Origin of the sequence: Rathayibacter tritici, assembly GCF_002932875.1 — a bacterium.
GTDB classification, from domain to species: domain Bacteria; phylum Actinomycetota; class Actinomycetes; order Actinomycetales; family Microbacteriaceae; genus Rathayibacter; species Rathayibacter tritici.
Window position 1 is genome coordinate 1 of sequence record NZ_PSWS01000057.1, and the last position, 21,959, is coordinate 21,959.

Sequence of the window (21,959 nt, forward strand, 5' to 3'; positions counted from 1 at the left end):
GGTGAGGAGGCGGCCGACGGGCGGGGCGGTGTCGGGGGTGATGCGGCGGCCACCGACCCAGGTGGCGGCGATGGCGCCGCGGAGGACGCGACCCTCGTAGGCCGAGACGGGGTTCTTGTGCGCGAGGGCGTCGACGTCGACGCGCCACTGCGCCTCCGGATCGAAGGCGACGAGATCGGCGTCCGAACCGGCGTGCAGCAGGCCCTTCTGCCCCAGCCCGGCGAACGCAGCGGTGGCCGTCGACATCCACGCCACGACCTGCTCCAGCGGGATGCCGCGTTCGCGCGCCCCGGTCCACACCGCGCGGAAGCTCAACTCGAGGCCCGAGATACCGCCCCACGCGACGCCGAAGTCGCCGCCCGCGGCGACCTTCAGCTCGGCTGTGGCGGGGGAATGGTCCGAGGCGATGATGTCGATCGTGCCATCGAGCAGGCCCTTCCAGAGCAGCTCGCGGTTGCGCTCGTCGCGGATCGGCGGGCAGCACTTGTACTGCGTGCCGCCGTCGGGGATCGAGCCCGCGTCGAAGGTGAGGTAGTGCGGGCAGGTCTCGGCGGTGATCCGAAGCCCCTCGGCCTTCGCCTCCCGTAGCAGCGGCAGTGCGTCGGCGGAGGAGAGGTGCAGGATATGCGCTCGGCAGCCGGTCTCGCGGGCCGACTCGATCACGTGCAGGATCGCGCTGCACTCGGAGGCGGGCGGCCGAGAGTCGACGAAGGCGCCGTAGGAGGTGCCGGGCTCGTTCGCGCTGGCCTCCAGCTCGGCCGGGTCCTCCGCATGCACGATCAGCAGTCCGTCGAAGGCGGCGATCTCGCGCATCGCCTCGACCAGCTGCTCGCGGTCGAGGTGCGGGAAGTCGTCCACTCCGCTCGGCGACAGGAAGCATTTGAAGCCGAAGACGCCCGCGTCGTGCAGCTCGCGGAGGGTGCCGAGAGTGGCGGGGATCACACCGCCCCAGAATCCGACGTCGACCTGCGCCTGCGGTCCCGCGGCCGCGCGCTTCGCCTCGAGCCCGGCCACCGTGGTGGTCGGCGGGATGGAGTTGAGCGGCATGTCGATGATCGTGGTGACACCTCCGGCGGCGGCGGCGCGGGTGGCGGAGGCGAACCCCTCCCACTCCGTGCGGCCCGGCTCATTGACGTGGACGTGCGTGTCGACGACGCCCGGGATGAGCACCTGGCCCTCGGGGAGGACGACCTCTTCCCTCGTCCGCCACGGGGCGTCCCTCTCGCCGACCGCGACGATCAGACCCTCGGCGATCGCGACGCTGGCGGGGCGCCGGCCGTTCTCGGTCAGCACATTGGAGGCGCGGATCACGAGGTCGAGGAAGGGAGCGTCGTCGGGCATGGATCGACCCTATACTCGGCATGTTTCCTGCGTGTGTGCGCCCGTCGGCGGCTCCGCCCCTCCGCCCAGCAGCCCCGGCGCCGTCGCCTTCCGACCGAGAAGAGGAGGCCGCCGTGCTCGAACTCGCCGCCGCCCTGCTCGAGCGCGTCGAAGCGGACGGGAGCGTCGCGGTCGTCACCGTCACGCACGTCTTCGGTTCGGCTCCGCGCGCGCTCGGCTCGTCGATGGCGGTCGACGCCCAGGGCTGCGCGATCGGCTCGATCTCGGGCGGTTGCGTCGAGGCGCAGGCGTACGCGCTGGCTCAGGAAGTGCTCGGCAGCTCGAGCAGCACGGCCGAGCACTTCGGCTTCGACGACGAGGACGCGTTTGCCGCGGGTCTCTCCTGCGGGGGCCAGCTGCGGGTGTTCGGCCAGGTCGTCGACTCCGGGTCCACCGCGGTGCTCGCCGAGCTGCGCGCCGCCCGGGCCGGTCGCTCGGCCGCGCTGGCGATCGTCGTCGGCGGCCCCTCCGAGCTGGTCGGCCTCGTCCTCACCGGAGCGACGCGCCTCCAGGATGTCGTCGGCCCGCACCTGGACGAGGACATGGCTCGGCGCATCCTCGCCGAGCGGGCCGGGCGCCTGGCCTCCGGGCGCTCAGCCACCGTCGAGATCCTGTGTCGTGACGCGGAACTCGAGATCGCGTACATCGTGCAGGCGGAGCGACCGCGGCTGCTGATCTTCGGTGCGGTCGACTTCTCGGCCGCGCTCTGCTCCGCCGGAGCGCTGCTCGGCTACCGGGTCACCGTCTGCGACGCGCGGCCCGTGTTCGCCACCGCCGAGCGCTTCGCCGGCGCCGACGAGGTCGTCGTCGCGTGGCCGTCCGACTACCTCGCCGCGACCGTCGTCGACTCCCGCACCGTGATCGCGGTGCTCACCCACGACGAGAAGTTCGACGTGCCGCTGCTCGAGACCGCGCTGGCCCTGCCGGTCGCCTATGTCGGCGCGATGGGCTCGCGGCAGACGCACGAGCGGCGGCTGGGGCTGCTGCGCGACGCGGGCGTGACGGAGGAGGCGCTGGCCCGCCTGCACTCGCCGATCGGGCTGGACATCGGCGCGTCGACCCCGGAGGAGACGGCGGTATCGATCCTGGCGGAGATCCTCGCGGTGCGCACGGGGACGACGGGGGAGCCGCTCGCGGGGCGTACGGGGCCGATCCACGCGGGGCGCTGACCGGGGGGCGTGCGCTGTGCAGGCCTTCGTGCGCTGTGCAGGCCCTGCTCGGATGTGCAGGACCTGGCGCGCTGTGCAGGCGTGCGATGTGCAGGCGTCTGTTCGATAAGCAGGGGATGCGGCCGGTTCACCGTCGATTGAGCGGGCAGACGGGCAGTCCGCCGCGGATCCCCTGCACATCGCACCTCGGTAGCCGCGTCCCGACCGATCGAGCCCGGGTAACGGCCCAGAAACACCGCCCTGCCATGCTCGAGCCATGCAGCGCTACGTCCTCACCGGAGCCCACGTCGCGACGGTCGACGAGCACGGCACCGAGCATCCCGCGGGCCACGTCGTCGTCGACGACTCCCGCATCGTCGCGGTGGGACCCGGCGCTCCGCCCGCGTGGGCCCTCGACGGCCGCGCCCCCACCGGTCTCCCCCCGCAGGAGCCGGTCACGCTCACCAGGGTCGACGGCCGCGGCCACCTGCTCACCCCCGGGCTCGTCAATACGCACCACCACCTCTACCAGTGGCTCACGCGCGGCTGGGCCCAGGACTCGATCCTGTTCGATTGGCTGGTTGCGCTCTACCCCGCCTGGTCCCGGATCGACGCCGATCTCACCCGCTCCGCCGCCCTCGGTGCGATGGGCGTCCTCGCCCGCTCGGGGTGCAGTACCGTCGCCGACCACCACTACGTCTTCCCGCGCGGCTCCGGCGACATCGTCGGCGGCATCGTGGACGCGGCCGGCACGCTCGGGCTCCGCCTGCACGCGACGCGAGGGTCGATGGACCTCGGGCAGTCGCAGGGCGGTCTCCCGCCGGATTTCGCTGTCGAGACCACGGCGGCGGCGATACAGGCGAGCGGAGAGGCTGTTGAGCGGTACCACGACGCCTCCGACGACGCGATGGTGCGGGTCGCGATCGCGCCGTGTTCGCCGTTCTCCGTGACCGCCGACCTCTTGCGCGAATCGGCCGTGCTCGCGAGGTAGCTCGGCGTGCGGCTGCACACCCACGGCTCCGAAACCCTCGAGGAGGACGCCTACACGCGGGAGGCGTTCGGCCTCTCGCCCACCGACTACCTGGAGTCCCTCGGCTGGCTCGGGGAGGACGTATGGATGGCGCACGGCGTGCACCTCGATTCTGCGGCGATCGCGAAGTTCGCCGCAACGGGCACCGGAGTGGCGCACTGCCCGTCCTCGAACGGCCGCCTCGCCGCGGGGATCGCGCCGATTCCGCAGCTGCTGGCCGCCGGGGCGCCGGTGGGGCTCGGCGTCGACGGTGCCGCCTCGAACGAGTCCGGCCAGCTCGGCTCCGAAATCCGCGCCGCCGTGCTGATGAACCGCCTCCGCGCCGGTGCCGACCGGATGAGCGCCCGGCAGGCCCTCTCGATCGCCACGATGGGCGGCGCGCGGGTGCTCGGCCGGCAGGACGAGATCGGCTCGATCGAGGTGGGCAAGCTCGCCGACCTCGCGCTGTGGCGGATCGACGGGATCGAGCACGCGGGCAGTGCGGACCCGATCGCGGCGCTGGCGCTCGGGGCGCAGCCGCCAGTGAGCCTCCTCCTGGTGCAGGGGCGACCGATCGTCCGGGAGGGGCGGCTGGTGAACGCGGACGAGGACGCGATCGCCCGTGAGGTGGCCCGCGCGAGCGCGGAACTCGCGTCGCGGCTCTGAGCGGCGGGCGGGTACTGCGCCGGATGGCGCCTCGACGACGACGCGCTCAGCCGGGCGGCGCCTCCGACTCGACGGTTGCGACCGGTGCCGCGTTCGGGTGCAGGAGTCGCCAGATACGGTCACGGGAGAGCGGCAGCTCGGTGGGACGGATGCCGATCGCGTCGCGGACGGCGTTCGCGAGCGCGGGAGCGACCGGGTTGTAGGGCGCCTCGCTCATCGACTTCGCCCCGAACGGGCCGAGCTCGTCGGCGGTGTCGGCGAAGTAGACCTCGGTCTCGGGCACGTCCGCCATCTGCGGGATGTGGTAGTTGCGGAGGATCGCCGTGGTGACGGTGCCCCCGCCGTCGAGGATCACCTCCTCGTAGAGCGCCGAGCCGATCGCCTGCGCAACCCCGCCCTCGACCTGCCCGCGGCACTGCGCCGGATTGATCACGAAACCCGCATCGGCCGCCTGCACCGACTGCAGGATCCGCACCTCGCCCGTCGGCTCGTGCACCGCCACGCGGAAGCCCTGCACGTTGAAGGCGAGCGAGCGCTGCGCTCCGTCTTCGCTGCCGGTCGCGGTGACCGGTCCCCCCGCCGCCCGCACCAGATCCGCGAAACCGACCCGGGTGCCGTCCGCGGCGAGCAGGCCCTCGTCGTCGGGTTCGAAGGTCTCGTCGTGCCCCGTGAGCCGCTTGGCGAGCGCCTGCAGATCGGCGAGCAGGCGTGTCGCGGCCGAGTACACGGCCTTGCCCGCCACGACCGTCCCCGCGCTGCCGAATGCGCCGGTGTCGTAGCGGGCCGCGTCCGTGTCGGACTGGCGGATCCGCACCCGGTCCGCCGAGGCACGGAACGCACTCGCGACCAACTGGGTGTGCACGGTCGTCGTCCCGTTGCCGAACTCCGCCGTGCCGACGCCGACACTCAGCACGCCCTCGGCATCGACGGTGACGCTCGCCTCCGAGAAGTGGCCCCGCGGAGGGATGGTGGCGATCATCGCGAGCGCGGTGCCCTGTCCCGTCCGCCAGCCGGGGCCCGCGGGCATGGGGGAGCCGGCTCCGCTGGCGAGGGCCGCCTCGGTGAGGTCGAGGCACTGGTCGAGCCCGTAGGAGGCGAAGCCGATGTCGTCGCCCTCGACGTGCGTGACCACCAGCGGCTCGCCCGGGCGCACCGCGTTGATCCGCCGCAGCTCGAACGGGTCGATCCCGAGCTCGCGCGCCAACTCGTCCATCGCCGACTCGATCCCGAAGATCACCTGCCCGAGCCCGTAGCCGCGGAAGGCGCCCGAGGGCAGGTTGTTGGTGTAGACGGCCTGCGCGTCGACGCGCTTGTTCGGCGCGCTGTAGACGGCGACCGACTCCGAGGTGCCGTGGAACATCACACCGGGGCCGTGGTTGCCGTAGGCGCCGGTGTCCGAGAGCACATCGACCGCGAGAGCAGTCAGCCGCCCGTCGCGCCGCGCGCCGAGGGTCACGCCGACGCGCATCGGGTGGCGGCAGGGTGCCATCGTGAATTCGTCGCTCCGAGTGAACTCGAACTGCACGGGACGGCCGGTGGCGAGCACGGCGAGGGCGACGACGTCCTCGGTCAGGATCTCCTGTTTGCCGCCGAATCCGCCGCCGACGCGCGCCGTGAAGACCCGGACGGTCGACGGGTCCCGGTCGAACAGCCGAGCGATCTCGTCGCGCACCAGGAAGGGAACCTGCGTCGAGGTCCGTAGCACCAGTTCCTCGCCCTCGAGCCAGCCGATCGTGCCGTGGGTCTCGAGCGCCGTGTGCGCCACCCGCGAGGTCGAGTAGCGCCCCTCCACGACCACGTCCGCCTCCGCCAGACCGCCGGCCAGATCGCCGTATTCGCCGTGCAGCTCGGCGACCACGTTCGCGTCGGGTCGGGCAATGCGCGAGGCGATCGGGTCCTTCTCCGCGTGCAGGAGCGGAGCGCCGGGCGAGCGCGCCTCCTCCGGGTCGAAGACGGCGGGCAGCACCTCGTAGTCGACCTCGATGGCGCGGCAGGCCGCCTCCGCCACAGCCACCGACTCCGCGACCACCACGGCCACCCGCTGGCCGCGGAACCGCACGACCGTGTCGAGCATGCGGGTGTCGTCGGGGTCGTCGAGCCGCGACTCGTGGCGGGCGGTGGAGTAGAGGACGTCCGGCACGTCGGCTGCGGTGAGCACCGCGACGACGCCCGGCAGAGCGCGGGCGGCCGCGGCCTCGATCGAGCGGATGCGTGCGTGCGCGTGGGGACTCTGCAGCACCTTCAGGTGCAGGAGGCCGGGGACGGCGACGTCGAGGGTGAAGGGCTCCCGGCCCTGCACGATCCCTCGCCCGGCCGGTGCGCCGAGCGACCGGCCCACCTGCGACTGCTCGACCGCGGGGCGCCCGGTCCTGCGCACAGGGGTGAGCCCTGCCGGCTGGGCCGCGTGCCGGCCGGCGCCCGACGCCTGCGGCCGGTCCGACCCCGACGGCTTAGCCGCGTGTGCCCCGTGCTCGGCGATGCACGCTCCGGTCACCGCCTCGCGGATCGGCCGGTAGCCCGTGCACCGGCAGAGGTTGCCCTTCATCAGCCGGGGCACGTCCTCGGCCCGTGCTCCCTCCAGCGCCGTGGCCGTGACCACCATGCCGGCCGTGCAGAAGCCGCACTGGAACGCGCCCGCCTCGACGAACGCCTCCTGCACCGCGCTCGGCTCCTCGAGCGAGCCCAGGCCGGCTGCCGTGGTCACGTCGCGCCCCTCGACGCGGTGGGCGGGGTAGAGGCAGGAGTGGAACGGCGTCCCGTCGACCAGGACGGAGCAGGCTCCGCAATCGCCGGCGTCGCAGCCCTTCTTGACCTCGAAGTGCTCGTGGTCGCGGAGGAGGGTCCGCAGCACCTGGCCGGGCCGAGGGGAGGCGTCGATCGGCTCGCCGTTGACGGTGAACCTCACGGGGTGCCTCCGCTCAGCTCGGCGCGGATCTCCTCGGCGAGCACACGGACGACGGCGTGCCGCCAGTCGGCGGCGCCGTGCGGGTCGGTGAACCAGCTGAGGACGCCGTCGATCGCCGCAGCGAGCTCCTCCGCGTTGGGGGCGGCGGCGAACCGGAGCAGCTCCGGTCGCACGGTCGCCGCGGTGATCGTGAGGACGAACGCGCCGTCGGTGTCCAGGCGGCCGATCACGACGGCCCCGGAGCGCCCGAGCGGCGAGAGCGCCGTCTTGCGGAACGCGGTCCGCGCCCGCAGGGAGGACCGCGGGACTTCGATCGAGCGGATGACGTCGTCGCGCGCGAGCGTCGTCGTCATGTTCCCCGTCACCAACTCGGCTACCGGCACGAGCGCGTCACTCCCGTCGGCCCGCCAGAGGAGGGCGGAGGCGTCGAGCGCCGCGGCGAGGCTGATCATCGGTCCGGCGGGGAGGGCGTTGGCGATGTTGCCGCCGACGGTCGCGACGTTCCAGATCTTGAAGGAACCCAGCAGTGCCGTGCAGCACTGGAAGAAGAGCGGATGCGCGGTGTCGCCCGTATCCGGCATCGCGGCGAGTTCGCTCAGCGTGCAGGTCGCCGCGATCGAGAGTCCGTCGTCCGTGCGGACGATCGGCTCCCACCCGAAGCCCTGCAGGTCGAGGAGCTCGTCGAGGTGGTCGTGGGGGAGGGAGAAGACCCAGGAGCCGCCTCCGATGACCGCGGATCGAGGCCCGCGGCTCGCCAGCTCGGACCGCTCACGCACCACCCGGACACTCTGAATCGTGTTCAGGTCCATGCCACCCTCCTGTCCTCCGCGCCCCCGCACTGCCGTCCCCTAGTGAACCCCACACCTGTGACACTCGTGTTTCTCCACCTGGTCCGTCCGGCACTTCCGCGCAGGTCGCGGACCCGACCAGGCTCAGGCTCAGGAGGGCGTGCTGAGCAGGAGCAACCCTTCGGTCACCCCACGCTCGCGACCCACTCCGAGCTGCCGTCGACGAACGACTGCTCCTTCCAGATCGGCACGCTCGCCTTAATGTCGTCCACCAGCGCCGCGCAGGCCGCGAACGCCGCCGCCCGATGGGCCGAGGCCACCGCGCAGGCGAGCGCGAGGTCGCCGACGACCAGTTCGCCCACCCGGTGCACGGCCGCGATGCGCACGTCGGGCCAGCGTTCCGCGATGCGCCGGGCGGAGGCGTGCAGCGCGGCGGGCGCGTCCGGGTGCGCCTCGTACGACAGGCGCACTACTCCGCGGCCCTCGTCGTGGTCGCGGACCACGCCCGCGAAGGTCACGACGGCGCCGTGCGTCGGGGATTCGACGGCGTGCTCGCACTCGTCCACCGTGATCGCCTCGGCCGCGAGGCGCGCGAGGGCGACGGGATCAGCGGGCATGGTCACCGCCGCCGAGCTGGTCGAGGAGGTGGCCGATCACCGGGTCGAGCACGTCGATCCCATCGCGGACGCCGCCGGGCGAGCCGGGAAGATTGACCACGACGGTGCGGCCGCTCACGCCCGCGAGCCCGCGGCTGAGCGCGGCCGTCGGCAGGTGGGCCGCGCCTCGCGCCCGGACCGCTTCCGCAAGGCCGGGCAGGGAGCGTTCCAGGAGGGGCGCGGTCTGCTCCGGAGTGACGTCGCTCGCAGCGACGCCCGTCCCGCCGGTGGTCACCACCACGTCCACCCCGCTGCCGATCGCGTCGGCGATCGCCTCGCCCACTGCGTCTCCGTCAGCGACGACGACCACTCGCGACTCCCAGCCCCGGCTCGCGAACCAGGCGTCGAGCGCCGGCCCCGTCCGGTCCTCGTACACGCCCGAGGCGGCCCGCGTGGAGGCGACGACCGCCACCGCCCGTCGTGCCGCCGCGCTCACTCGCTCGTCCACGAGCCGCTCCTCCCGCCCGCCTTCGCGAGCACCCGGATCCCGGTGATCGCGGCTGCGCGATCGACCGCTTTGATCATGTCGTAGACCGTGAGCGCGGCCACGCTGACCGCGGTCAACGCCTCCATCTCGACTCCGGTACGCCCGGTCGTGCGCACCCGCGCCTCGATCCGCACTCGGCCGTCCTGCGGCTCCAGGTCGATGTCGACGCCGTCCAGCGCCAGCGGGTGGCAGAGCGGGATGAGGCTCGAGGTTGCCTTCGCGCCGAGGATCCCGGCGATCCGCGCCACTCCGAGCGCCTCGCCCTTGGGCAGTTCCCCTTGCGCGAGCAGTCGTACCACGTCGGGCGACGTCTCGACGTACCCCTCGGCAACGGCGGTGCGCGCCGTCACCTCTTTCGCGCTCACGTCGACCATGTGCACAGCTCCATCGCCGCGCACATGGGTGAGCTGGTCGCTCTCAGTCATCGATCCTCCAGATCTCGACCGTATCGCCGGTCGCAGTGCGGTCGGTCCCCACGGGGACGTGGATGAGCACCGTCGAGCGCGCGTAGGACGCCAGCAGGTGCGAACTCGGGCCGCCGACGGGGTGCACGAGCCCCTCGTCGTCGAGGACGCCCCGGCGGATCTGGTGCAGGTGCGCGGGGGAATCGAGCGCCATACCGAGGCGAGCGCGCAGCCGCGGGCGCGCGGCCGGCACGCGACCCGCGAGCGAGCGCAGCACGGGTCGGAGGAACACCTCGAACGACACCAGCGCGCTCACCGGATTGCCCGGCAGCGAGACCACCGGCAGGTGCAGACCGTCGGCCACGCGCACGCGGCCCAGGCCCTGCGGCCCGCCCGGCTGCATCTCGACGTGGCCGAACTCCGAACCGATCGGTCCGAGCGCGTCGCGGACGACCTCGTAGGCGCCCGCGCTGACCCCGCCCACCGTGATCACCAGATCCGCTCCGCCCGCGTGCTCCTCGAGCAGCGCCAGCAGCTCCTCCGCCCGGTCGCTCGTGCAGGCGGCCACGATCGGCAGCGCTCCCGCCTCGCGCACGGCCTCGGCCAGCAGGGCGCCGTTGGCGTCGTGGATCTGCGCGTCCGCCAGCATGGCTCCGGGGGGACGGATCTCGTTCCCGGTCGGCACCACCAGCACCCGCAGTCGCGGCAGCACCTCCACCTCGGTCAGTCCGAGGGAGGCGAGGAGCCCGAAATGGGCTGAGCGGAGGACCGTGCCGGCCGGGAGGGCGAGATCGCCTGTCCGGGCGTCGCTGCCCCGCGCACGGACGAACGTCGCCGGTTTCACCGGATGCGCGAAGGCAACGCTCCCTGCGGCTGGGAAGCGCGGCGGGTCGACGCGCTCGACGGGGACGACGGCGTCTGCGCCCTCCGGCAGGGGGGATCCGGTCATGATCGGAGTCGCGGTGCCCGGCTCGTGTCGCGGCGCGCGGTCGCCGGCCGGGATCGGCGCCGATACGGGCAGGGTGACGGGGTGCTCGAGGGTCGCCGCGTCGAGGTCTGCCGCCCGCACCGCGAAGCCGTCCATCTGGGAGTTGTCGAAGCGTGGCAGGTCGAGGGGGGATCGGACGGAGCGGGCGAGCACGCGCCGGTCGTATGCGCCGGGATCGACAGCGACGGCGGCCGGATCCAGGTCCAGCGTCTCGCGCGCACCCCGCGTCGCGAGCGGCGCGAGCAGCGCCCGCACCCGGGCGGCGTGCAGGTCGATCGAGGTCATCGGGTCCTCTCGCGAGTGGTGGTTCCCGACCGGCGGCGGGACCGAGTCCATCTTGCCGGGTCGCGCCCGGTTCCGCGGCGTAGTGTGAGCAAATGAGTACAGCACTGGGGATCCCCGGCTTCCGGCCCCGACAGCGCAGCGCCGTCCTCCCGGCAGAGCGCCCGGCGACTCCGCTCCTCCTGGACAGCTACGGCCGCGTCGCCGACGATCTGCGGATCTCGCTCACCGACAAGTGCAACCTGCGCTGCACCTACTGCATGCCCGCCGAGGGCCTGCCGTTCCAACCGCCGGCGTCGCTGCTCAGCCGCGACGAGATCCTCCGCTTGGCCCGCATCGCCGTGGAGCAGTTCGGCGTCCGCCAGATCCGTTTCACCGGCGGGGAGCCGCTGCTGCGGAAGGATCTCGTCGACATCATCCGCGACGTCGCCTCCCTCGATCCGCGGCCCGAGATCTCACTCACCACGAACGCCATCGGACTCTCGGGGCGGGCGGTGGCGCTTGCCGAGGCGGGTCTGAACCGGGTCAACGTCTCGCTCGACTCGATCTGCGCCGAGACCTTCGCGAAGGTCACCCGGCGTCCCTTCCTCGACCGGGTGCTCGCCGGCATCGACGCGCTCGGGCCCGCCGGCCTGGAGCAGACCAAGATCAATGCGGTGCTGCTGCCCGGGATCAACGACCACGAGGCTCCGGAGCTGCTCGCCTGGGCTCTCGCCGGAGGCCACCAGCTCCGCTTCATCGAGCAGATGGCCCTCGACGCCGACCACGGCTGGGACCGGGCGACAATGATCACCGCCGCGGACATCCGCGCTCGTGTCTCGGAGCGCTTCGCGCTCAGCCCGCACGCAGCGCCGCGCGACGGGGCGCCCGCCGAGCTCTTCGACGTGCGCGAGGTCGGCGGCACCGAGGTCCTCGGGCAGGTGGGGATCATCGCCTCCGTGACCGAGAACTTCTGCGGCGACTGCCGCCGCACCCGGCTCACCGCCGAGGGGGGCGTCCGAAGCTGCCTGTTCTCGAACGAGGAGACCGATCTGCTCGGCCCGATGCGCGCGGGTGCCGACGACCACGAGGTCGCCCAGCTGTGGCGCGGCGCGATGTGGGCCAAGCCCGCGGGACACGAGATGAACCGGGCCGGTTTCGTCCAGCCCGAACGCACGATGAGCGCGATCGGCGGATGAGCGTGCGGGTCCGCTACTTCGCGGCGGCGAAGGCCGCCCTCGGCCGCGGCTCCGACGAGCTCACCGGCGTCGAGGACCTGGGCGCGCTCGAAGCGCGACTCGTCGCCTCCGCGCCCGACGCCGCTCCCGTGCTCGCGCGCTGCACGTTCCTCATCGGCGGCGTCTCGACGACTGACCGGGCGACCGCGCTGCCGGCGGACGCCACCGTCGACGTGCTGCCGCCTTTCGCCGGCGGCTGACCCGGTCCTTCGGCGTTCTGCTCGACTCAGGCGTCCCAGCCGCCCATGCCTCCCACGAGCGAGTCGACCGCGACCCCCGCTTCGGCCGCACGCTCCGCGGCCAGTCGTGAGCGGACGCCCGATGCGCAGTACAGGACCAGCGGGCCAGCGGGCAGCGCCCGCGGGTCGAAGCGGGACATCGGCATCCGTATCGCGCCCGGGACTGCCACCGAGCGGTTCTCGTGATCCTCCCGCAGGTCGACCACTGTCGGAGGCCGAGGTCCCGATAACCGCTCGCGCAGGTGCAGCGCCGTGACCGTGCCCGGCGTCGCCCGCAACTCAGCGATCGGAGGAACGCTCCGCGCCAATGCCAGCTCAGTCCACGACCCGTCCAGCGCGTCGTGCAGGAGCACCCGCCCGAACAACGGTGTTCCGACTCCGGTCACCAGCTTCACCACCTCGGCCGCCATCGCCGAGCCGATCGTCGCGCACAGTGCCCCGAGCACTCCGACGCTGGCACAGCTGTCCGCCGCGTCCTGGGCCTGGGGATGGAGGGCGCGCAGCGTGACTCCTCCGCCCGGCGCCTGCGCCCAGAACGTCGAGAGCTGCCCGTCGAAGCCCAGTGCTGATCCCCAGACATGCGGCACCCCGGCCCGAGTCGTCGCGTCGGAGGCGAGGTAGCGGGCGCCGAAAGTGTCGAAGCCGTCGACCACGACGTCCCAGTCCGCGACCAGCTCGTCGGCGCTGGCCGAGGTGAACGCGACGGGGAACGCCCGCGCATCGATGTCGGGGGAGAGCCGCCGCGCGGTCGCCGCCGCCGACTCGGCCTTCGACACGCCGATCGCAGAGTCGTCGTGCGCCGTCTGCCGCGCCAGGTTCGAGAGTTCGACCACATCTGCATCGACGATCCCCAGCCGTCCGATGCCCGCCGCGGCGAGCGCCGTGATCACGGGAGAGCCGATCCCGCCCGCGCCGAGCACGAGCACACGCGCGTTGCGCAGCCGCCGCTGTCCGTCCTCGCCCATCGGGGAGAGGCGGATCTGCCGCGCGAATCGCTCGCGCTCGGCGTCCGTCAGCGGGGGTCCGGGCCGCACCGGCACTGGCGCGGTCCGCGTCTGGGCGAGACGTCGCTGCGGGTCAAGAGCTCGGATCACCTCTCCAGTGTGCACGTCCAGCACCGGTCGCCGGGGTCGCCGGTCCCGTCTCTCAGCCCGTCGTGGGAGCCTGCCGCAAGATGAACCGAGGTCGAGAACGCCCCTTTCTCCGCCTTCTCAGCCTCGGTCGCGGACACAGCGGCCTCCTGCCACCCCATCGACTACCGTGGGAGCGTTGTGGACGGGAGCGAGGCGGCCGGGTGTACCTGAAAAGCCTGACCCTCAAGGGATTCAAGTCCTTCGCTCAGCCGACCACGTTCGCCTTCGAGCCGGGGGTCACCTGCGTCGTCGGCCCGAACGGCTCGGGTAAGAGCAACGTCGTCGACGCGCTTGCCTGGGTGATGGGGGAGCAGGGCGCGAAGACCCTCCGCGGCGGCACGATGGAGGACGTCATCTTCGCAGGCACCTCCACCCGCGGACCCCTCGGCCGGGCCGAGGTGGCGCTGACCATCGACAACTCCGACGGCGCGCTCCCCATCGAGTACACCGAGGTGACGATCAGCCGCACCCTGTTCCGCAACGGCGGCAGCGAGTACGCGATCAACGGTCGCGGTTGCCGACTGCTCGATGTGCAGGAGCTGCTGAGCGACTCCGGTCTCGGCCGGGAGATGCACGTGATCGTCGGGCAGGGCCAGCTCGATGCGGTGTTGCGCGCCACCCCGGAGGAGCGGCGCGGCTTCATCGAGGAGGCGGCCGGCATCCTCAAGCACCGCCGCCGCAAGGAGAAGACGCTCCGCAAGCTCGAGGCGATGCAGGCGAACCTGACGCGCCTCTCCGACCTCGCCGGCGAGATCCGCCGCCAGCTCAAGCCCCTTGGGCGCCAGGCCGAGGTCGCGCGGCAGGCGCAGACTATCGCCGCCGTGGTCCGCGACGCCCGGGCGCGGCTGCTCGCCGACGACGTGGTCGGCCTCCGCAACGCTCTGGACGGCTTCGCCCGCTCCGAGAGCGAGCGGCACAGCGAGCGGGTGGTGCTGCACCAGCGGCTCGAGCAGGCCACGCTCCGACGCGCGCGGATCGAAGCGGAGGTGGTCGGCGACGCGGTCGACGACGCGCGACGGACCGCGTTCGAGCTCGAGTCGGTGCAGGAGAGGCTCCGCAACCTGTCGGCGCTCGCCGGACAGCGCCTCGCGATGCTCGAGCTGGAGTCCGAGCAGCCGCAGATCCAGCCGCGTGTCACGCCGGTGCAGGTGGAGGAGGCGCGAGTCGAGCTGGAGCGCCTGCGGCAGGGGGTCCTCGACGCGGAGCTCGCCTGGGTGCAGGCGCAGCACGCGACACTCACCGCCCGCTCCGCCCTCGACGCCGTCGATGAGGAGATCGCCGCCCGAGCGGCCCTTGTGTCGCGCTACGACCTCGACCTCTCCACGCTGGCGGGGCGCGCCGACACCGCGGCCTCGCGCCTCGCCTCCGTCCGCGGTGAGGTGCTGCGCGCGCAGAACACGCTCGATTCCGCCGGTGCGCGTCGGGATGCGGCGCGCCGCGCGCTGGACGCCCTGGAGGTCGAGCTGGGCGATGCGGACCGCGGGCCCGACGGCACCCTCGACGAGGGCTACGAACTCGCCCAGTCCGCGGTCTCGGCCGCCGAGAGCGAGATCGAACGGCTGCGCGAGGAACTGCACGCCCTGGAGCGCGAGCGCGAGGCCCTCGCCGCTCGCACCGGAGCGCTCTCACTCGCGCTCGACGTCTCCGACGGCTCGGCCGAGCTGATGGCGGCGCGGATCGACGGGGTGCACGGGCGCGTCGCCGAGCGGATCCAGGTGCGGCCGGGTGCCGAGGCCGCCCTCGCCGCCGCCCTCGGGGCCGTCGCCGACGCCGTGCTCGTCGACTCGACCGCCCGCGCCGATGCTGCTCTGGACGCTGCCCTGGACCGCGACCTCGGTCGGGTCGAGCTGCTGGTCGCCGACTCGGCCCGCCCGCCGCTCGAACTCGCCGTGCCCGAGGGAGCTGTCCGCGCGGCCGAACTCGTGACCGCGCCGCCCGGCGTCCTCTCGCTCCTGGAGCGCGTGCTCGTGGTCGAGGATCTCGCCGTCGCGCGTCGGCTGCGTGCGAAGGTCGACCCCGGCGTCGTCCTCGTCACTCGCGACGGCGCCACCGTCTCGGACGCCGTGCAGAGCGCCGGGGCCGGCGGGCAGCGCAGCCGCATCGAGCTCATCTCCGAGCGCGACTCAGCGGCGGCCCGTCTGAAAGAGGTGGAGGGCGGGATCAATCGCCTCCGCTTCGAGCTGGCCGAGCAGACCGGCGCCCTCCGCGGTGCGAAGGAGCAGTCCGCGATCGCCCTCGCCGCCCTCCGAGAGCACGATGCCGCCCGTGCCGCGCACACCGAGCGGCTCGGCCGCGTGCGCGCCCAGCTCGAGGCGGCGACCGCGGAGCACGGCCGCGGCGTGAGCGCCCTGGCCGTCGCCTCCGATCGGGTCGGCGATGCCGAACGGGCTGCCGGTGACGCGAAGGCCGCCCTCGACGCTGCCCGTGCCCGGCCCCGGCCGGTCCTCGACGCGAGCGCCCGCGACGGGCTCCAGCGCGAGGTCGACGCCGCCCGAGAGCACGAGATCGAGACCCGCCTGGGCGTGGAGACCGCGAAGGAGCGGGTGCGGGCCGAGCAGTCCCGCGGCGAGTCGCTGGCGCGTCAGCTGGCCGCCGATCGGGCCGCCGCCGACGAGGCGGCCCGGCGCGCCGTGATCCGCCGCCGTCAACGCGACGCGGCGGCCGAGGTGACCGCCGCGCTCCCCGCCGTCCTCGCCTCCGTGGACCGCTCGGTACAGCAGGCGCGTGCCGAGCTCGTCACGGCCGAGGCCGCCCGGTCGCAGCAGAACGCCGAGCTGCAGGTTGTGCGCCGCGAGGAGGGGACCCTGCGCGACCGGCTCCAGTCGGTCACCGAGAGCGTGCACGGCCTGGAGCTGCAGATCTATGAGAAGCGGTTGCAGCTCACCGGGCTCCTCGAGCGAGCGGGCTCCGAACTCGGACTCACTGAGGACGTGCTCGTGGCGGAGTACGGTCCCGGCGTCGGCGTCCCCGATGAGACAGGCGAGCAGGAGGAGCCGCGGCCGTACGTCCGCGACGATCAGCGGCGGCGTCTGGCCAAGGCCGAAAAACAGCTCGCGCAGCTGGGCCGCGTGAATCCGCTCGCCCTGGAGGAGTTCGCCGCGCTGGAGCAGCGGCACGCCTTCCTGACCGAGCAGCTCGCCGACCTCACCGGCACCCGGCGCGACCTGCTCACCATCATCGAGGAGCTCGATGAGACGATGCAGACCGTCTTCGCCTCCGCCTTCGAAGACACGCAGGCGGCATTCGCGGACGTCTTCCCCGTCCTCTTCCCGGGCGGCACGGGCAGCATCCGCCTGACCGACCCGGAGAATCTGCTCACCACCGGCATCGAGGTCGCGGTGCGACCCGCGGGCAAGAAGATCGAGCGGCTCTCGCTGCTCTCGGGCGGTGAGCGCTCGCTCGCGGCGGTGGCGTTCATGGTCGCGATCTTCACGTCTCGGCCGAGCCCGTTCTACATCATGGACGAGGTGGAGGCTGCGCTCGACGACGCGAACCTCGGCCGACTGCTGAGTATCTTCGAGGGACTGCGCGCCTCCAGCCAGCTGATCGTCATCACGCATCAGAAGCGGACGATGGAGATCGCGGACGCCCTCTACGGTGTCTCGATGCGGCAGGACGGCGTCTCGGCCGTCGTCGGCCAGCGCGTCGCGGCGCCCCCTGCCTGAGCGGCGCGCCCTCCTCCGCCACCCCCGTGCGATTCGCAGGAACCCGTGCGATTCGCAGGAACCCGTGCGATTCGCAGGGGATGCTCGCGAGAGAGCGCGATCCTCCGCCTGATTCGCCGCAGACGGGCCCTCGATCCTGCACATCGCACCTCGGCAGCCCGCGCTGCCCCCCCGCCGGTAGCCTGGACGCATGGCAGAACGCACCTCCTGGTCGCTCGGTCGCGCACTGCGCGGCCTGTTCGAGAAGCGCACGATCGACGACCAGACCTGGGACGACCTCGAGACGGCGCTGATCACCGCCGATTTCGGCCCCGACATCACTGAGGAGATCGTCGACGACCTCCGCGCCAAGGTCGCCCGCTACTCCACCACCGACCCGCGCGACCTGCAGCGGATGCTCCGCGAGTCGCTCGAGGAGCGCCTGTCGAAGTACGACACGACCCTCAAGCTCAGCGAGCGCCCCGCCGTGATCCTCGTGGTCGGCGTGAACGGCGTCGGCAAGACCACCACCATCGGTAAGTTCGCCAAGTTCCTGCGTAACTACGGCCGCAGTGTCGTGGTCGGCGCCGCGGACACCTTCCGCGCCGCCGCCGTCGACCAGCTCGCCACCTGGGCCCAGCGCGCCGACGCACAGATCGTCCGCCCGCAGCAGGAGCGACAGGATCCCGCATCCGTCGCCTTCCAGACCGTGCAGTTCGCGAAGGACACCGGAGTGGAGATGGTCATCATCGATACGGCCGGCCGCCTGCACACCAAGGGCGGCCTGATGGACGAGCTCACCAAGATCAAGCGCGTCATCGAGAAGCAGGCGCCGATTTCCGAGATCCTGCTCGTGCTCGACGCGACCACCGGTCAGAACGGTCTGAGCCAGGCGGAGGCGTTCATCGAGCACGCCGGCGTCACCGGCCTGGTCATCACCAAGCTCGACGGCTCAGCAAAGGGCGGTTTCGTGCTGGCGGTGCAGGAGAAGACCGGCATTCCGATCAAGCTCGTCGGCCAGGGCGAGGGCATCGGCGATCTCACCGGCTTCACGCCCCACGTCTTCGCCCAGCAGCTGGTCAGCTGAGCCAGTCTGCGGGACATCGCCGCGCCGCTGACTGCACAACGTCAGCTGAGAGACCGTCTCATCCACCATCGTGGCTGAGACCCCCTCTCAGCTGACGTTGTGTCGGGGGCGCCGCGGGTTACACCGCCTGCGAGAAGCCCAGCGCCGCGTCGGCCAGGTGGCGCAGGTGCTCCGGCACCGGCAGCCCCTTCGACTCCATCGAGCGCGCCCAAAGGCGTCCGGCCCGGTAGGAGGAGCGCACCAGTGGCCCCGCGAGCACGCCGAGGAAGCCGATGTCTTCCGCCTCCTCCTTGATCGCCACGAACTCCTCCGGGTGCACCCAGCGGTCCACCGGCAGGTGGCGCGGAGTAGGGCGGAGGTACTGCGTGATCGTGACGATGTCGGTGCCCGCGTCGTAGAGGTCCTGCAGCGCCTGCGAGATCTCCTCGCGCTCCTCGCCCATGCCGAGGATAAGGTTCGACTTCGTGATCAGCCCAGCGTCCCGGCCCTGAGTGAGGACGTCGAGCGAGCGCTCGTAGCGGAAGGCCGGGCGGATGCGCTTGAAGATCCGCGGCACCGTCTCGACATTGTGCGCGAACACCTCGGGCTGTGCGTCGAACACCCGCTGGAGGTGCTCGGCGCGGCCGGTGAAGTCGGGGACCAGAATCTCGACACCCGTGCCCGGCGCCTGGGCATGGATCTGCCGGATCGTCTCGGCGTAGAGCCAGGAGCCTTCGTCCGGCAGGTCGTCGCGCGCGACTCCGGTGACGGTCGCGTAGCGAAGGTTCATCCGGGCCACCGATTCGCCGACCCGTCGTGGCTCGTCCTCGTCGTAGTCCGCGGGCTTCCCGGTGTCGATCTGGCAGAAGTCGCACCGCCGGGTGCACTGGGCTCCGCCGATGAGGAAGGTCGCCTCGCGGTCCTCCCAGCACTCGAAGATGTTGGGGCAGCCCGCCTCCTGGCAGACCGTATGCAGTTCCTCGCTCTTCACGAGGGACTGCAGCTTCCGGTACTCCGGGCCCAGTGAGGCCTTCGTGCGGATCCACTCGGGCTTGCGCTCGATCGGCGTCTCGGCGTTGCGGATCTCGAGTCGCAGGAGCTTGCGACCGCCGACGTCCGCGCTCACGCGACGGCCTCGGCGACGCGGGCGCAGAACGTGGGCGCCGCCTCCGAGAAGCGCGCCACGACCCGGGCCCGGACCACGGCCATCGGCGGACTGTCGCCGCGCTCGCGTTCGAGCGTGGTGACGCCGGCGTCGGCGATTCCGCAGGCGACGATGCGGGAGTAGGGCTCGAGGCTGTTCGTGACGTTGAGTGCGAAGCCGTGCATCGTCACTCCCGAGGCCACGCGGATGCCGATCGCCGCGATCTTGACGGCGCCGCCGTCGCGAGGGATCCACACCCCGGAGCGCCCCCGGACGCGCTGCCCCTGGACGCCCAGGTCCTCTAGCACGCCGATCAGCACGTCCTCCAGTGAGCGAACGTAGGCGACCACATCGACCGGTTCGCCCAGCCGCACGATCGGATAGCCGACGAGCTGTCCTGGGCCGTGCCAGGTGATTCGGCCGCCGCGGTCGACGTCGACCACCGGGGAGCCGTCGTTGGGGCGCTCGTGCGCTTCGGTGCGCTTGCCGGCGGTGTAGACGGAGGCGTGCTCGCAGAGCACGAGGGTGTCCGGTCGGCGGCCGGCCACCACCTCGGCGTGGAGGCGGCGCTGGAGCTCCCAGCCGTCGCGGTAGTCCAGGGGGTCGGCGGAGTCGCCCGCTACGAGTGTCTCGATCACCGGATCACCCTAACTCGCTTCTTGGACCCGAACCAGGTAATCATCGGCCGCGCGTCGGCGCCGATCCTGCCTCCGCTGGAGCCGCCCGCCCGCCGACCGGCCGGGGCTCCGGTAGAATTCCGGGCATCATGGCTACTTTCGGCACCCTCTCCGATCGACTCGTCGAGACCTTCAAGAACCTCCGCACGAAGGGCAAGCTGTCGGCCTCGGACGTCGACGGCACCGTCCGCGAGATCCGACGCGCCCTGCTCGACGCCGACGTCGCGCTCGAGGTCGTGAAGACGTTCACCGGCACGGTGCGTGAGCGCGCTCTCGGCGACGAGGTCAACAAGGCGCTCAACCCGGCGCAGCAGGTCGTCCAGATCGTCAACGAGGAGCTCGTCGCGATCCTCGGCGGGCAGTCGCGCCGTCTGGAGTTCGCCAAGCGCCCGCCGACGGTCATCATGCTCGCCGGCCTCCAGGGCGCGGGTAAGACGACCCTCGCCGGCAAGCTCGGCAAGTACCTCGGCAAGGACGGTCACACCCCGCTGTTGGTCGCGGCCGACCTCCAGCGCCCCAATGCGGTGCAGCAGCTGCAGGTCGTCGGCGAGCAGGCCGGAGTCGCGGTGTACGCACCCGAGCCGGGCAACGGCGTCGGCAATCCGGTGAAGGTCGCGCAGAACGCGATCCGCTTCGCGACCGACAAGCAGTACGACACCGTCATCATCGACACGGCCGGCCGGCTGGGAGTCGACGCCGACATGATGAAGCAGGCCGCCGACATCCGCCGCGTCACCAACCCCGACGAGGTGTTGTTCGTCATCGACGCGATGATCGGGCAGGACGCGGTCGCGACCGCGAAGGCCTTCCAGGAGGGAGTCGACTTCACCGGCGTTGTCCTCTCCAAACTCGACGGCGACGCCCGCGGAGGAGCGGCGCTGTCGGTCGCGTCCCTCACCGGCCGTCCCATCCTCTTCGCCTCGACCGGCGAGTCGCTGGACGACTTCGAGCAATTCCACCCCGACCGGATGGCGAGCCGGATCCTCGACCTCGGTGACGTGCTCACCCTCATCGAGCAGGCGCAGGCCGCGTTCGACGAGGACGAGGCGCGCGCGATCGCCGAGAAGATCATGGGCGACACGTTCACGCTCGACGACTTCCTCGGCCAGATGCAGCAGCTGCGCAACATGGGCTCGATCAAGAAGATGATCGGCATGCTGCCCGGCGCGAAGGGCATGCGCGAGCAGCTCGACCAGTTCGACGAGCGCGAGATCGTGCGCACCGAGGCGATCATCCAGTCGATGACGAAGGCGGAGCGGGTGAACCCGAAGCTCCTGAACGGCTCTCGGCGTCTGCGCATCGCCCGCGGCTCGGGCATGAGCGTCACCGATGTCAACCAGCTCGTGCAGCGCTTCGAGCAGGCCGCGAAGATGATGAAGACGGTGGCGAAGGGCGGCATGCCCTCCGTCCCCGGTATGGGCCCGGTGCCCGGCGCCGGCTACCAGGGCCGCCCGAAGCCGCAGAAGAAGAAGAGCAGCAAGTCCGGCAACCCGGCCAAGCGTGCTGCCGAGAACGCGGCGATCACAGCCGGACCCCGCGCGGGTGACGCCGGCGGCTCCGGCTTCGGCCTGGGCGGTGGCGGCGCGAAGGGCGCACAGCCCACGCCGGAGGAGCTGGAGCAGCTGCAGAAGCTCCTCGGCCGATGAAGCGGCGCGCGGGCGCGGTCCTCGCGGTCGCCGCCGTGCTCGGCCTCACCGGCTGCGCCGGGGGTTCCGGAAGGGAGGCGATGGCGCCTCCCTCGCCCGAGGAGCTCGTCGGCCGCTGGGTAACCGGCATGTCGTCCGATGCACCCGACGTGCCGTTTCTCCTGATCGCGGGGGACGGCACGTGGACGGGATCGGACGGCTGCAACGGCGCGCAGGGGCAGTGGTCGATCGATGGCGAGGGCGCGCTCTCGGTGTCGGCCGGCCCGAGCACCCTCATCGCCTGCGACGGTGTCGCGCTGCCGCGAATCTTCTCGGAGGCGGCGGCGGCCTCGCTCGACGGCGGGCGGTTGCGCCTGTTCGATGACGCAGGCGCCACCGTGGTCGCACTCGCCCGCTCTACGAGCGACGAGGCGCCGTCGGCCGCGCCGGACCCGGCGGGGGAGTAGGACCTCGCATGTGGAGGGAGGAGTGGGGTCCCCG

The 21,959-nt window shown here is 72.3% G+C and carries 17 protein-coding genes and 1 pseudogene; 8 read left to right on the forward strand and 10 right to left on the reverse strand.

What is annotated here, in order from left to right:
• On the reverse strand, positions 1-1,341 hold a 1,341-nt coding region (allB, locus tag C5D07_RS10090; RefSeq protein ID WP_104259294.1), incomplete at its 3' end, for an allantoinase AllB.
• Between the two features lie 113 nt (positions 1,342-1,454).
• Here allB and C5D07_RS10095 point away from each other — a divergent pair.
• Positions 1,455-2,549 carry an XdhC family protein gene (locus tag C5D07_RS10095; RefSeq protein ID WP_249028221.1) on the forward strand — a complete coding sequence of 365 codons (1,095 nt, stop codon included), beginning with the start codon at positions 1,455-1,457 and terminating at the stop codon, positions 2,547-2,549.
• A 256-nt stretch (positions 2,550-2,805) separates the two neighbouring features.
• A pseudogene (locus C5D07_RS16155) lies at positions 2,806-4,203 on the forward strand (8-oxoguanine deaminase).
• Positions 4,204-4,249: 46 nt separating this feature from the next.
• Here the strand turns inward: C5D07_RS16155 and C5D07_RS10105 are convergent.
• From C5D07_RS10105 to C5D07_RS10130, 6 genes are all read right to left on the reverse strand, one after another.
• On the reverse strand, positions 4,250-7,108 hold the full coding sequence (locus C5D07_RS10105; RefSeq protein WP_104259296.1) for a molybdopterin-dependent oxidoreductase: 2,859 nt from the start codon (positions 7,106-7,108) through the stop codon (positions 4,250-4,252).
• Positions 7,105-7,917 (reverse strand): FAD binding domain-containing protein, encoded by an 813-nt coding sequence (locus tag C5D07_RS10110; RefSeq protein WP_104259297.1) that lies wholly within the window; start codon positions 7,915-7,917, stop codon positions 7,105-7,107. Before C5D07_RS10110 ends, C5D07_RS10105 begins: the two co-directional genes overlap by 4 nt.
• 164 nt (positions 7,918-8,081) lie before the next feature.
• Entirely contained in the window at positions 8,082-8,513 is a 432-nt protein-coding gene (locus C5D07_RS10115; protein WP_068253489.1) for a molybdenum cofactor biosynthesis protein MoaE, read from the reverse strand.
• Positions 8,503-9,000 carry a molybdenum cofactor synthesis domain-containing protein gene (locus C5D07_RS10120; protein WP_084415888.1) on the reverse strand — a complete coding sequence of 166 codons (498 nt, stop codon included), beginning with the start codon at positions 8,998-9,000 and terminating at the stop codon, positions 8,503-8,505. Before C5D07_RS10120 ends, C5D07_RS10115 begins: the two co-directional genes overlap by 11 nt.
• The gene (gene moaC, locus C5D07_RS10125) at positions 8,985-9,464 is read right to left on the reverse strand and encodes a cyclic pyranopterin monophosphate synthase MoaC (RefSeq protein WP_068253486.1); all 480 of its coding nucleotides are present in this window, start codon (positions 9,462-9,464) and stop codon (positions 8,985-8,987) included. The genes C5D07_RS10120 and moaC overlap by 16 nt, the downstream gene beginning before the upstream one ends.
• A complete protein-coding gene (locus C5D07_RS10130; RefSeq protein ID WP_068257315.1) occupies positions 9,457-10,716 on the reverse strand; it encodes a molybdopterin molybdotransferase MoeA in 1,260 nt (419 codons plus the stop codon). The genes moaC and C5D07_RS10130 overlap by 8 nt, the downstream gene beginning before the upstream one ends.
• Positions 10,717-10,808: 92 nt before the next feature.
• Between C5D07_RS10130 and moaA the strand changes: the two genes are divergently transcribed.
• Together moaA and C5D07_RS10140 are read left to right on the forward strand one after the other, a co-directional pair.
• Positions 10,809-11,891 (forward strand): GTP 3',8-cyclase MoaA, encoded by a 1,083-nt coding sequence (moaA, locus tag C5D07_RS10135; protein ID WP_068253484.1) that lies wholly within the window; start codon positions 10,809-10,811, stop codon positions 11,889-11,891.
• A complete protein-coding gene (locus tag C5D07_RS10140; protein WP_068253481.1) occupies positions 11,888-12,130 on the forward strand; it encodes a MoaD/ThiS family protein in 243 nt (80 codons plus the stop codon). Before moaA ends, C5D07_RS10140 begins: the two co-directional genes overlap by 4 nt.
• A gap of 26 nt (positions 12,131-12,156) precedes the next feature.
• On the opposite strand, the gene C5D07_RS10145 is transcribed toward C5D07_RS10140, so the two are convergent.
• Positions 12,157-13,263 (reverse strand): ThiF family adenylyltransferase, encoded by a 1,107-nt coding sequence (locus C5D07_RS10145; RefSeq protein ID WP_237358141.1) that lies wholly within the window; start codon positions 13,261-13,263, stop codon positions 12,157-12,159.
• A 200-nt stretch (positions 13,264-13,463) separates the two neighbouring features.
• Between C5D07_RS10145 and smc the strand changes: the two genes are divergently transcribed.
• On the forward strand, positions 13,464-16,967 hold the full coding sequence (gene smc / locus C5D07_RS10150; RefSeq protein WP_104259298.1) for a chromosome segregation protein SMC: 3,504 nt from the start codon (positions 13,464-13,466) through the stop codon (positions 16,965-16,967).
• Positions 16,968-17,157: 190 nt separating this feature from the next.
• Positions 17,158-18,033, forward strand: a complete 876-nt coding sequence (ftsY, locus tag C5D07_RS10155; protein WP_068253475.1) for a signal recognition particle-docking protein FtsY — start codon at positions 17,158-17,160, stop codon at positions 18,031-18,033.
• Positions 18,034-18,151: 118 nt separating this feature from the next.
• Here ftsY and lipA read toward each other — a convergent pair whose 3' ends face one another.
• Together lipA and lipB are read right to left on the reverse strand one after the other, a co-directional pair.
• On the reverse strand, positions 18,152-19,138 hold the full coding sequence (gene lipA / locus C5D07_RS10160; protein ID WP_068253473.1) for a lipoyl synthase: 987 nt from the start codon (positions 19,136-19,138) through the stop codon (positions 18,152-18,154).
• Positions 19,135-19,794 carry a lipoyl(octanoyl) transferase LipB gene (lipB, locus tag C5D07_RS10165; protein WP_104259299.1) on the reverse strand — a complete coding sequence of 220 codons (660 nt, stop codon included), beginning with the start codon at positions 19,792-19,794 and terminating at the stop codon, positions 19,135-19,137. Before lipB ends, lipA begins: the two co-directional genes overlap by 4 nt.
• Positions 19,795-19,922: 128 nt before the next feature.
• On the opposite strand from lipB, the gene ffh reads away from it, so the two are divergent.
• A complete protein-coding gene (gene ffh / locus C5D07_RS10170) occupies positions 19,923-21,479 on the forward strand; it encodes a signal recognition particle protein (RefSeq protein ID WP_068253462.1) in 1,557 nt (518 codons plus the stop codon).
• Positions 21,476-21,925, forward strand: a complete 450-nt coding sequence (locus tag C5D07_RS10175) for an META domain-containing protein (protein WP_104259300.1) — start codon at positions 21,476-21,478, stop codon at positions 21,923-21,925. Before ffh ends, C5D07_RS10175 begins: the two co-directional genes overlap by 4 nt.
• The last annotated feature ends 34 nt before the right edge of the window (positions 21,926-21,959 follow it).